The organism is Joostella sp. (genome assembly GCF_048266025.1).
GTDB classification, from domain to species: domain Bacteria; phylum Bacteroidota; class Bacteroidia; order Flavobacteriales; family Flavobacteriaceae; genus Galbibacter; species Galbibacter atrarenae.
In genome coordinates, this window is the sequence record NZ_JBLXAF010000001.1 from 1,305,001 (window position 1) to 1,316,762 (window position 11,762).

An 11,762-nucleotide genomic window follows, 5' to 3' on the forward strand; every position below is an offset into this window, starting at 1 on the left:
ATTATGGCAAAGTCAAATACAAAAACTGCTAAGAAACGCAAGGTTATAGTAGAATCTGTAGGTGAAGCTCATATCGCTGCATCATTTAATAACGTTATTATTTCCTTGACTAATAAAAAGGGAGATGTTATTTCTTGGTCTTCAGCAGGAAAAATGGGATTCAGAGGTTCTAAGAAAAATACACCTTATGCTGCACAAATCGCAGCAGAAGATTGTGCAAAAGTAGCACAAGAAGCAGGTCTTAGAAAAGTAAAGGTTTACGTTAAAGGTCCAGGATCAGGTAGAGAATCTGCAATCCGTTCTATCCATAATTCAGGGATTGAAGTAACAGAGATTATCGATGTTACTCCATTACCTCACAATGGATGTCGTCCACCAAAAAGAAGAAGAGTTTAATTAATTTTAATGTTTAAACGAGGATTTTTACGATTATCGAAGGATTAGCCTTAATTCATAATCATCCTCAAAATTTAACAACATGGCAAGATATACAGGTCCAAAGACTAAGATAGCCCGTAAATTCGGCGAAGCAATTTTCGGAGACGATAAATCTTTTGAAAAAAGAAATTATCCTCCAGGACAACACGGTAACAACCGTAGAAGAGGTAAGAAATCTGAGTATGCAATCCAGTTAATGGAGAAGCAAAAAGCTAAATATTCTTACGGTATTCTAGAAAAACAATTTAGAAACTTATTTGAAAAAGCTAACCGTAGCAAAGGTGTTACAGGTGAGGTTCTTTTACAACTTTGTGAGTCTCGTTTAGATAACGTAGTTTACAGAATGGGAATTTCTCCTTCTAGAAGAGGAGCAAGACAATTGGTTTCACACCGTCACATTACAGTAAACGGAGAATTAGTAAACATTCCATCTTACCAGTTAAAAGCAGGTGATGTAGTAGGAGTAAGAGAGAAATCAAAATCTTTAGAAGCGATCGCTAGATCACTTTCTAACAATAGTAATGTTTACGAATGGATTACTTGGAATAACGAAACTAAACAAGGAACTTTTGTTACTGTTCCAGAACGTTTACAAATTCCAGAAAATATTAAAGAGCAATTAATCGTCGAGTTATACTCTAAATAATAATTAGACAGCAGTCGTACTATGGCAATACTAAATTTTCAGAAGCCCGATAAAGTTATAATGATCGATTCTACCGATTTCGAAGGTAAGTTTGAATTCAGACCTTTGGAACCAGGATATGGATTGACCGTTGGTAACGCACTACGAAGAGTTCTTTTATCTTCATTAGAAGGTTTTGCAATCACATCAACTAGAATTGATAAAGTAGAACATGAGTTTTCTACTATTGAAGGTGTAGTTGAGGACGTTACAGAAATCATTTTGAGTTTGAAACAAGTTCGTTTCAAAAGACAAATTGAAGACATCGATAACGAAACCGTATCTATTTCAATTTCAGGTAAAGAACAAATCACTGCTGGAGATTTCCAAAAGTTTATATCAGGTTTTCAAGTTCTAAATCCAGATTTAGTTATCTGTAATTTAGATCCTAAGATTACCATAAACATGGAAATTACAATCGAAAAAGGTAGAGGATATGTACCTGCTGAAGAGAACAAGAAAGCTAACGCACCTCTTGGGACAATTTTCACGGATGCAATCTATACACCAATCAAGAATGTTAAGTTTAGCATCGAAAACTTTCGTGTGGAACAAAAAACAGATTACGAGAAACTAGTTTTCGAAATAATCTCAGACGGTTCTATACATCCAAAAGATGCTTTAACTGAAGCTGCTAAAATTCTAATTCACCACTTCATGTTGTTCTCTGATGAGCGCATCACTTTAGAAGCTGATGAAATAGCACAAACAGAAACTTATGATGAGGAATCTCTTCATATGCGTCAATTACTTAAGACCAAATTAGTAGATATGGATCTTTCAGTAAGAGCATTAAACTGTTTGAAAGCTGCTGAAGTAGATACTTTAGGAGACTTAGTTTCTTTTAACAAGAACGATTTGATGAAATTCAGAAACTTTGGTAAAAAATCACTTACTGAGCTTGAAGAACTTGTAAATAACAAGGGATTAAACTTCGGAATGGATTTGTCAAAGTATAAATTAGATAAAGACTAATAATATAAAATCCGCATAATTTGCCCCTCGAAGGAGTAGAGCAAGATGTTGATTAAAACTAAATGTCATGAGACACGGAAAGAAATTTAACCATTTAAGTAGAAAAACAGCTCATAGAAAAGCTATGCTAGCTAATATGGCTTGTTCTTTAATAGAGCACAAGCGTATTAATACAACATTAGCTAAAGCTAAAGCTTTAAAGCAGTTTGTTGAGCCTTTAGTAACAAAATCTAAAGCAGATACTACACATAACAGACGTATTGTTTTTAGTAAACTTAGAGACAAATACGCAGTTACAGAGCTTTTCAGAGATGTAGCGGTTAAGGTTGGTGATAGACCAGGAGGTTACACTAGAATTATTAAACTAGGAAACAGACTTGGAGATAACGCTGATATGGCAATGATAGAATTGGTTGATTACAACGAAATCTACAATGCTGCAGATAAACCAGCTAAGAAGAAATCTACTAGAAGAGGTAAATCTAAGAAGTCTGCTGACGCTGCTGCTACTGAAGCACCAGCTGCAACAGCTACAAAAGAAGGATCTGATAGTGAAAAACCAGAAACTTCACAAGAATAGTGTTTAATGTTATCATAACATATCGAAAAGGATAAACGTTTTAGTTTATCCTTTTTTTTGTGTTATTTTGTAAAAATTTTGCAACGTACAATAATGAAGTATCAATCTAGAAAACAAGCAATGATCTTATTGGCAGACGGAACCATTTTTTATGGTAAAGCCGTTGCAAATAAAGAGGGTAGTGCTTTTGGCGAAGTCTGTTTCAATACTGGAATGACAGGCTATCAAGAAATCTTTACAGATCCATCTTACTTTGGACAATTAATGGTAACAACTAATGCCCATATTGGGAATTATGGTGTTAAGAATGACGAAGAGGAGTCGGATTCAGTAAAAATAGCAGGTCTTATATGTAAGAACTTTAGCTATGTTCCATCGAGAGTTGGTAAAACTGATTCTCTTGAGAATTTTTTAAATGAAAATAATATTATAGCCATCTCTGATGTCGATACAAGAGCTTTAGTTAGCTATATTCGAGATCATGGAGCTATGAATGCGGTAATTTCTACTGAAGTAGATAAGATTGATGAGCTTAAAAAGCAGCTTGCAGAAACACCAGACATGGTTGGTTTAGAGCTTGCTTCAGCTGTATCTACTAAAGAGCCTTATTTTTATGGGGACGAGAATGCTACTTATAAAATTGCAGCATTAGATTTAGGGATAAAGAAAAATATCCTTAGAAATTTAGCTAAAAGAGATTGTTACATCAAAGTATATCCATACAATGCTACCTTCAAAGAAATGGCAGCATTTAATCCAGATGGATATTTCCTATCTAACGGACCTGGAGATCCAGAGCCTTTAGAAGATGTAATAGCATTAGCTAAAGAAATAATAGATAAAGACCTTCCGTTATTTGGAATTTGTTTAGGACATCAAATTATAGCACTTTCACAAGGAGTGTCTACTTTTAAGATGTACAATGGTCATAGAGGGATTAACCATCCGGTTATAAATCATTTAACTGGAAAAGGTGAAATCACTTCTCAAAATCACGGTTTTGCTATCAATAGAAAAGAAGCAGAAAGTAACACGAATGTAGAAATTACACATTCTCATTTAAATGACAATGAAGTAATGGGAATTCGCCTTACTAATAAAAACTGTTTCTCTGTGCAGTATCACCCTGAGGCAGGCCCAGGACCAAATGATGCTACATATTTATTCGATCAATTTATAGATAATATTAAACAACAAAAACTAGAAACAGTATGAGTATAATTATAAGTGTACATGCACGTCAAATATTAGATTCAAGAGGAAACCCAACCGTAGAGGTAGATGTAGTAACAGAAAATGGTATCTTAGGGAGAGCAGCCGTTCCATCGGGAGCATCCACAGGAGAACATGAAGCTGTTGAATTACGTGATGGAGGAGATGCATACATGGGAAAAGGTGTTTCTCAAGCTGTTACTAATGTAAATACTTTAATTGCTGAAGAGCTTTTAGGTACTTCTGTTTTTGAACAAAATTTAATCGATCAAATGATGATCGAATTAGATGGTACTCCAAATAAATCTAAGTTAGGAGCAAATGCAATTTTAGGAGTTTCTCTTGCGGTTGCTAAAGCTGCTGCCAACGAATTAGGGATGCCATTATACCGTTACGTAGGTGGAGTTAGCGCTAATACGCTTCCTGTTCCTATGATGAATATTATAAATGGAGGTTCGCATTCTGATGCTCCTATTGCTTTCCAAGAATTTATGGTAATGCCTGTTAAAGCGAAAAACTTTACACATGCAATGCAAATGGGAACTGAGATTTTCCACAACTTAAAGAAAGTATTACACGATAGAGGTTTAAGTACAGCTGTTGGAGATGAAGGAGGTTTTGCGCCAACTTTAGATGGAACAGAAGATGCGTTAGATACTATTTCTAAAGCAGTCGAAAAAGCTGGATATAAGATGGGAGACGAAGTGATGATCGCTTTGGATTGTGCTGCTGCAGAATTTTATGTTGACGGTAAGTACGACTATACTAAGTTTGAAGGTGATAAAGGAGCTGTTAGAACTTCTGAAGAGCAAGCTCAATACTTGGCCGACCTTTCTGCTAAATATCCAATTATATCTATTGAAGATGGTATGGATGAAAATGACTGGGATGGATGGAAAGCTCTTACTGATAAAGTAGGAGATAAAGTTCAGTTAGTTGGAGATGATTTATTTGTAACTAATGTAGAGCGTCTTTCTAAAGGTATTGAAAATGGTATTGCAAATTCAATCCTTATTAAAGTAAACCAAATTGGTACACTTACAGAAACAATAGCAGCTGTTAATATGGCTAAAAATGCAGGATATACTTCGGTAATGTCTCACCGTTCTGGAGAGACTGAAGATAATACTATTGCAGATTTAGCTGTAGCATTAAATACAGGTCAGATAAAAACAGGTTCTGCTTCTCGTAGTGATCGTATGGCAAAATACAATCAATTACTTCGTATCGAAGAAGAATTAGGAAGTGTAGCTTATTACCCTAAGCAAAATGCTTTCAAAATAAAATAATATTTTTCATATTATATTTAAAAAGCTCCTCATTTTGAGGAGCTTTTTTTGTTTTTACATAATTGTTGCTAATTAACAATGATTTAATGATGATTATTTTCAGTATGTCATTATAATTAATTAATTTAAAGGTAATTATATGACGATAGTAATTTAACCACCAAAATTATTTTGCTTGTGAAAACTAATTTTCTTTTTGTTTGTGCCGAAAATGATGGAATTTATAACTGTAAAGCCGGGGGAATGGGCGATGTTGTTCGAGATGTGCCTAGGCAAATAGCTAGTTATGAAGATACATGCCATGTAATTACACCTTCTTATGGAAGGCTTCATCAGAGCGGTACAAAGATTACTTCATTGGTATTTAACTATCGTGGGCAAAGTGAAGAAGCTAACTTATATGAAGTTCCAGGCAAAAAAGAGAATCCATTTATAAAGCATTATGTTATAGATCATCCGGCAATTACTTCTGGTGATATAGCTCATATTTATTTTAACGATCCTGACCAGCCATTTTATACAGATGCATGCATGTTTTCTTTATTTTGTACAGCAGTAGCTCAGGCAGTAAAGCAAGACTTGTTTGGAGAGCTTCAGGTAATTCATTTGCACGATTGGCATACAAGCCTATTACTGTTTTTAAGAGAGTATCATTCTTCGTTTACGGTGCTCAAGAATAGTAGATTTGTTTATTCGATTCATAATTTGGCTATTCAAGGAATTAGACCGTTTAGAGATAACTATTCATCATTAAAAGCTTTTTATCCTGAAATTATTATAGATGAAGAGCAATTAAAAGATCCTAGATACCACGATTGTATAAATTTAATGACATTGGGAATCCGTTTGGCTGATGCTGTCCATACAGTTTCTCCATCCTATAAAGAAGATATAAAAAGTCCGAGTAGACCTCCTGCATTTATTGGAGGAGAAGGTTTGGAAAACGATTTAATAAAAGCCGATGATGAAGGTCGATTATTTGGGATATTAAATGGTTGCAACTATAAAAATATAAATAAAGCTAAAAGGAATGAGCTTTATAGAAATAGTTTGTACGCTATTTTTAAATGGCTTCAAGAGCCTAATAAAAAGTATAAGTCAGACTTTTTAGCGCATACAGGAAATAAAATATTTAAGCTTTCTGAGAATAAGCCCGATTTTATTTGTGCTAGTGTGGCTAGGCTCACGGAACAGAAGTTTTTCTTCTATAAAAATAATCCTGATATACTGAGAAATTTATTAGATATCTTGGCTGCTAGAAATGGAGTTTATATTGTTTTAGGAACTGGAGCTCCAGAGTATGAAGATGGTTTTAGACAGATTAGCTACGAAAAGGAGAATTTTATTTTTATAAATGGTCAGTCTGAAGAGATTATTGATTCTTTATATTTTGAGTCGAATTTATATTTAATGCCGAGTTTGTTTGAACCATGCGGAATCAGTCAGATGTTAGCTATGAGAAATGGACAGCCTTGTTTGGTTCATGCTACGGGTGGATTAATAGATACCGTTGATCATTTAAAATCTGGCTTTAGTTTTTCTGGAGATACTTTAGAGCAAAAAGGTCAAAACTTTTTACAGGTTTTTGAGAATACCGTAGATCTGTTTTTTGAAGATAAAGAAATATGGAAGCATATTTGTAAAACTGCAAAAGGGAAAAGATTTAGTTGGGAAAAATCTGTAAAAGAGTATTATCAAGATTTATATCTTCAAGAAATTAAGTTAGAAAGTAAGTTTAAACCAAAAAAAAAGGGCAGTAAAAGCGTGTCTGATATTTACAATTATAACAAATAGCAGCAATTTAGAAAAGAACTGATAATTTCGCATTATTTTAACTTCTGAATGCCTTAAAAAGAGCTCGGGTTAGGAGTAAATTAACAGTTTATTTCGTATTTTCGCAAGACTTGAAATAAAATAAAAAATTAAATTATATTATGTCAGATACGGCTACTATTGAGTATAAAGGTAAGAAAATAGAATTTCCAGTTGTTGAAGGTACAGAGAATGAGTTGGCGATAGATATTAAATCGCTACGAGCTTCAGCAGGTATCATTACTTTGGATCCAGGATATAAAAATACAGGTTCTTGTGAGAGTGCAATAACTTATTTAGATGGGGAAAAAGGAATTTTGAGGTACAGAGGATATGCTATTGAAGACCTGGCCGAAAAAGCTGATTTCTTAGAAGTTGCATACTTATTGATCTTTGGAGAACTTCCTAATAAAACGCAATTAGATAAGTTTCATAGCGATATAAAAGCGAACTCTGAAGTAGATGAGGACGTTAAGAAGATTGTAGATAGTTTCCCAAGAACAGCACACCCAATGGGAGTGTTATCTTCATTAACTAGTGCTTTAACAGCTTTTAATCCTTCTTGTGTTGATATAGATTCTGAAGAGGATATGTATCAAGCTATTGTTAAGATAATGGGGAAATTCCCAGTTTTAGCAGCTTGGACTTTACGTAGAAGAAATGCAAAACCTTATGATTACGGTAATGCTTCTCTTGGTTATGTAGAGAACATGTTATATATGATGTTTAAGAAACCAAATGAAGAGTATAAGTTAAATCCAATTGTAGTTGATGCTTTGGATAAGTTATTAATTCTTCATGCAGATCATGAGCAAAACTGTTCTACTTCAACAGTAAGAATTGTAGGTTCTTCTCATGCTGGTTTATTTGCATCTTTATCTGCAGGTGTTTCTGCTCTTTGGGGACCTCTTCATGGAGGAGCTAACCAAGCAGTAATTGAAATGCTTGAAAGTATTAAAGAAGATGGTGGAGACACTGCAAAATATATGGAAAAGGCGAAAGATAAAGAAGATCCTTTCCGTTTAATGGGCTTTGGACATAGAGTTTATAAAAACTTTGATCCACGTGCTAAGATCATTAAAAAATCTGCTGATGAAGTATTAAGTGATTTAGGAGTTGAAGATCCAGTTTTATCTATCGCTACAGGCTTAGAAAAACAAGCATTAGAAGATGATTATTTCGTAAAAAGAAAATTATATCCTAATGTAGATTTTTACTCAGGAATTATATACAGAGCTTTAGGAATTCCTACTGAAATGTTTACAGTAATGTTTGCTTTAGGTAGATTACCAGGTTGGATTGCACAATGGAGAGAAATGAGAATGAAGAAAGAGCCAATCGGTAGACCAAGACAGGTTTATGTTGGTGAGACATTAAGACCTTTTGTTGATGTAAGTAAAAGATAATTATTACGACATATTAAAAACGGGGAATATTATTAATAATGTTCCCCGTTTTTTTATATTTATTTTTAATAAATTGTCATTCAATTATTCAGATTCTATCGATGTTATCAGAATTTGATATTATAAAATCAAGGTATTTCTATGTTGAAATTAAATGTTAATAATGAAACTTCTAAGTTAAAAGCCGTTGTTTTAGGAACAGCAAAAAGTAATGGTCCAACACCTGCAATTGAAGATGCTTACGATCCTAAATCGGCAGAACACATAAAAGCGGGTACTTATCCGAAAGAGGAAGATATGGTGCCAGAGATGGAAGCTTTCAATAACGTTTTTAAAAAACACGGTGTTACAGTTTACAGACCAGAACTCATTGAAGATTGTAATCAGATATTTTCTAGGGATATTGCCTTTGTTATCGATAGTTTTTTAATTAAATCAAACATTCTTCCAGATAGGGAGAAAGAGTTGGATGCAATAAAGTATGTCATAGATCAAATAGCTCCTGATAAAATAATTACACCTCCAGAAGAAGTTCATATTGAGGGAGGAGATGTAATGTTATGGAACGATTATATTTTTATAGGAACCTATAAAGGGAGTGATTATGCTGATTATATTACTGCTCGAACAAATATGCATGGTGTTAATTTTATCAAGGACATGTTTCCTAATAAAATAGTAAAAGAGTTTGATCTTAATAAATCTAATACAATAGCAAGGGATAATGCTCTGCATTTGGACTGTTGCTTTCAGCCAGTTGGTCATGATAAGGCAATAATCCATAAAGAAGGATTTAGAGATGAAGCAGATTATAATTATCTAGTTGATCTTTTTGGAGCTGAAAACTTATTTCATATTTCTAAAGATGAAATGTATCATATGTTTAGTAATGTATTTTCAATTAGTCCAGAGGTTGTAGTTTCAGAAAAAAACTTTACTAGACTCAATAAGTGGTTAAGAGAAAAGAGGTTTACTGTTGAAGAAATTTCATATGGAGAAATAGCAAAACAAGAAGGACTTCTTCGATGTTCAACGATGCCACTCATTCGTGAATAAATACCTTTTAATTAAATAGCATAATAACACTTTTATAAGTGATATAGAAATTTAACAAAGTTACCTTCCTAAGGTTCTTATTATAACTTTCTTTGTAGCTTTGCGCGATAAAATTGGAACTAAATGAGTCAGATTACGAATACTATATTAATGGTTCGTCCAGTAAACTTTAGGATGAATGAACAAACAGCTGTAAATAACTATTTTCAGGAAGACATTGATATACTAAATGAAGCCGTTAATACGAAGGCCCAAAGAGAGTTCGATGCTTTTGTTGAGAAATTAAGAGCGGTTGGTGTTAACATTATTGTGGTAGAAGATACTCCGAGTCCAGACACTCCAGATTCTATTTTTCCTAACAACTGGATTTCAACGCATGATGATGGTACGCTAGCTTTATATCCTATGTTTGCTGAGAACAGAAGAAATGAACGTAGAGAGGATATTTTAGAAGTGCTTGAAGAAAATGGTTTCCGAATAGACAATGTGATGGATTATACCTCTGCGGAAGAAGAAGGTGTTTTCTTAGAAGGAACAGGGAGTGTGATCTTAGATCGAATTAACAGAAAAGCATATTGTGCACTTTCTCCAAGGGCAGATGAAGATTTGTTTATAGAGTTTTGTGAAGATTTTGAATATTTTCCAGTAATTTTTACAGCTAATCAAGATGTAGATGGGCAGAGAAAACCAATTTATCATACCAATGTGATGATGTGTGTTGGAGATGATTTTGCCGTTATTTGTTTGGATAGTATTGATGATAAAAAGGAGCGAAAAAATATTCTTACTCACCTGAAGAATGATGGTAAGGAGATTATTAGTATTTCTGAAATTCAAATGAATAACTTTGCTGGTAACATGCTTCAAGTGGAATCTAATGAAGGTAAGAAATACTTAGTGATGAGTGAAGCTGCTCATAAAAGTTTAAATGAAGGTCAAGTGAAAGCTATTGAAAAGTATGTTTCCATTTTATCTGGAAACTTAGAAACTATAGAAACTTGTGGAGGAGGTAGCGCTCGTTGTATGATGGCAGAAATATTTCTCCCAAAAAAATAGTATATTTAGATACATAGCAATATAGACTTTAAAAAGATATGCTTTCAAAGAAGACAAAATATGGTTTAAAGGCTCTTACTTACATGGCCAAAAAGGAAAGTAAGAATCCAGTGTTAATTTCTGAAATTGCCGAGCAAGAAAATATCTCTAAGAAATTCTTGGAGATAATTTTACTTCAATTGAAGAATAGTGGATTCTTAGGTTCAAAAAAAGGAAAGGGTGGAGGATACTACCTAATTCGTGATCCAGAAAAGATTACTGTTGCTTCTTTAATAAGAGTATTGGAAGGTCCAATTGCGATGTTGCCTTGTGTGAGTTTAAATTTTTATGAGAAATGTGATGATTGTAAAAATGAAGAAGAATGCTCTTTGAGTAGGCTCATGATTGAAGTTAGAGATAGCACTTTAAAAGTATTAGAAAATAAAACTTTAGCCGATTTAACAAGATCTACGCAAATTCCATAACCTTATTTATTACTACTTAGACAATTGTAAATAAAAAAGTGTGTTAAAAACCTAGTAATTAACTAGACTATTAATATCTTTGCTTTTAGTTAAGATAAAAAGAGTTATGGATTTAATAGAGGTAAATAAAAATCTAAGAGATAAATCTCCATCAGAAATTGTAAAATGGGCATTAGCGCAAGGAAGTAACCCTGTGGTTACAACAAATTTCCGTCCTTATGAAGCAGCTATTTTACATGCTACAACTTTAGAAAGCAAAGATATTCCTGTGGTTTGGTGTGATACGGGTTATAACACTAATAATACCTATTTACATGCAGAACGTTTAATAAAATCGTTGGCGCTTAATATAAAGTTGTATGTACCGCAGCAAACCGTGGCGCATAGAAATATGGTAATGGGAATTCCAAGTATTGAAGATCCTTTGCATAAGGTATTTACAGAGCAAGTAAAGTTAGAGCCTTTTAAAAGAGCGATGACAGAAAATAAGCCTGATATATGGTTTACGAACTTAAGAAAAGGGCAGACAGCATTTAGAGATAGTTTAGATATTGTAACACAAGGAAGTGATGGTGTTCTTAAAGTGAGTCCATTTTATTACTATTCTGATGAAGAGTTAGATGCTTATTTAGAGAGTCATAATTTGGAAAATGAATTTAACTATTTCGATCCTACAAAGGTTTTAGAGAATAGAGAATGTGGTTTACATATTAGCTAAGAAACTAATACCGAAAAAAATATTTAAAAAGGGATTGCCAGCGGCAATCCCTTTTTTTGATTGTAATTCAT

The 11,762-nt window shown here is 33.5% G+C and carries 12 protein-coding genes; all 12 read left to right on the forward strand.

Annotation, left to right across the window (positions count from 1 at the left end):
* Positions 1 to 3 precede the first annotated feature (3 nt).
* The 12 genes from rpsK (at position 4) to ACN0TY_RS05570 (ending at position 11,691) form a co-directional block, all read left to right on the forward strand.
* Positions 4 to 396 carry a 30S ribosomal protein S11 gene (gene rpsK / locus ACN0TY_RS05515; RefSeq protein WP_236958013.1) on the forward strand — a complete coding sequence of 131 codons (393 nt, stop codon included), beginning with the start codon at positions 4 to 6 and terminating at the stop codon, positions 394 to 396.
* A gap of 82 nt (positions 397 to 478) precedes the next feature.
* Positions 479 to 1,084, forward strand: coding sequence for a 30S ribosomal protein S4 (gene rpsD / locus ACN0TY_RS05520; RefSeq protein WP_236958014.1), 606 nt, complete (start codon positions 479 to 481; stop codon positions 1,082 to 1,084).
* Between the two features lie 21 nt (positions 1,085 to 1,105).
* A complete protein-coding gene (locus ACN0TY_RS05525; protein ID WP_236958015.1) occupies positions 1,106 to 2,098 on the forward strand; it encodes a DNA-directed RNA polymerase subunit alpha in 993 nt (330 codons plus the stop codon).
* 67 nt (positions 2,099 to 2,165) lie between these two features.
* Positions 2,166 to 2,678, forward strand: a complete 513-nt coding sequence (gene rplQ, locus ACN0TY_RS05530; RefSeq protein ID WP_236958016.1) for a 50S ribosomal protein L17 — start codon at positions 2,166 to 2,168, stop codon at positions 2,676 to 2,678.
* A 93-nt stretch (positions 2,679 to 2,771) separates the two neighbouring features.
* Positions 2,772 to 3,893, forward strand: a complete 1,122-nt coding sequence (carA, locus tag ACN0TY_RS05535; RefSeq protein WP_417443701.1) for a glutamine-hydrolyzing carbamoyl-phosphate synthase small subunit — start codon at positions 2,772 to 2,774, stop codon at positions 3,891 to 3,893.
* A complete protein-coding gene (gene eno, locus ACN0TY_RS05540) occupies positions 3,890 to 5,179 on the forward strand; it encodes a phosphopyruvate hydratase (protein ID WP_236958018.1) in 1,290 nt (429 codons plus the stop codon). The genes carA and eno overlap by 4 nt, the downstream gene beginning before the upstream one ends.
* A 177-nt stretch (positions 5,180 to 5,356) precedes the next feature.
* Positions 5,357 to 6,973: a glycogen synthase gene (locus ACN0TY_RS05545; RefSeq protein WP_417443664.1), complete on the forward strand. Its 1,617-nt coding sequence runs from the start codon at positions 5,357 to 5,359 to the stop codon at positions 6,971 to 6,973.
* 140 nt (positions 6,974 to 7,113) lie between these two features.
* Positions 7,114 to 8,397 (forward strand): citrate synthase, encoded by a 1,284-nt coding sequence (locus tag ACN0TY_RS05550; protein ID WP_417443665.1) that lies wholly within the window; start codon positions 7,114 to 7,116, stop codon positions 8,395 to 8,397.
* A gap of 141 nt (positions 8,398 to 8,538) precedes the next feature.
* A complete protein-coding gene (locus ACN0TY_RS05555) occupies positions 8,539 to 9,453 on the forward strand; it encodes a dimethylarginine dimethylaminohydrolase family protein (protein WP_417443666.1) in 915 nt (304 codons plus the stop codon).
* A 123-nt stretch (positions 9,454 to 9,576) separates the two neighbouring features.
* Positions 9,577 to 10,509: a citrulline utilization hydrolase CtlX gene (ctlX, locus tag ACN0TY_RS05560; RefSeq protein WP_417443667.1), complete on the forward strand. Its 933-nt coding sequence runs from the start codon at positions 9,577 to 9,579 to the stop codon at positions 10,507 to 10,509.
* 38 nt (positions 10,510 to 10,547) lie between these two features.
* Positions 10,548 to 10,973 carry an RrF2 family transcriptional regulator gene (locus ACN0TY_RS05565; RefSeq protein ID WP_236958023.1) on the forward strand — a complete coding sequence of 142 codons (426 nt, stop codon included), beginning with the start codon at positions 10,548 to 10,550 and terminating at the stop codon, positions 10,971 to 10,973.
* Between the two features lie 106 nt (positions 10,974 to 11,079).
* Complete coding sequence (locus ACN0TY_RS05570; protein WP_417443668.1) at positions 11,080 to 11,691, forward strand: phosphoadenosine phosphosulfate reductase family protein; 612 nt, start codon at positions 11,080 to 11,082, stop codon at positions 11,689 to 11,691.
* Positions 11,692 to 11,762 lie beyond the last annotated feature (71 nt).

What these genes read in the sequence shown, in the direction of transcription:
- carA (WP_417443701.1), top strand. Translation starts at nt 2,772, where the DNA reads ATGAAGTATCAATCTAGAAAACAAGCAATGATCTTATTGGCAGACGGA.
- ACN0TY_RS05555 (WP_417443666.1), top strand. Translation starts at nt 8,539, where the DNA reads ATGTTGAAATTAAATGTTAATAATGAAACTTCTAAGTTAAAAGCCGTT.
- rpsK (WP_236958013.1), top strand. Translation starts at nt 4, where the DNA reads ATGGCAAAGTCAAATACAAAAACTGCTAAGAAACGCAAGGTTATAGTA.
- ACN0TY_RS05570 (WP_417443668.1), top strand. Translation starts at nt 11,080, where the DNA reads ATGGATTTAATAGAGGTAAATAAAAATCTAAGAGATAAATCTCCATCA.
- rpsD (WP_236958014.1), top strand. Translation starts at nt 479, where the DNA reads ATGGCAAGATATACAGGTCCAAAGACTAAGATAGCCCGTAAATTCGGC.
- ACN0TY_RS05525 (WP_236958015.1), top strand. Translation starts at nt 1,106, where the DNA reads ATGGCAATACTAAATTTTCAGAAGCCCGATAAAGTTATAATGATCGAT.
- eno (WP_236958018.1), top strand. Translation starts at nt 3,890, where the DNA reads ATGAGTATAATTATAAGTGTACATGCACGTCAAATATTAGATTCAAGA.
- rplQ (WP_236958016.1), top strand. Translation starts at nt 2,166, where the DNA reads ATGAGACACGGAAAGAAATTTAACCATTTAAGTAGAAAAACAGCTCAT.
- ACN0TY_RS05565 (WP_236958023.1), top strand. Translation starts at nt 10,548, where the DNA reads ATGCTTTCAAAGAAGACAAAATATGGTTTAAAGGCTCTTACTTACATG.
- ACN0TY_RS05550 (WP_417443665.1), top strand. Translation starts at nt 7,114, where the DNA reads ATGTCAGATACGGCTACTATTGAGTATAAAGGTAAGAAAATAGAATTT.
- ctlX (WP_417443667.1), top strand. Translation starts at nt 9,577, where the DNA reads ATGAGTCAGATTACGAATACTATATTAATGGTTCGTCCAGTAAACTTT.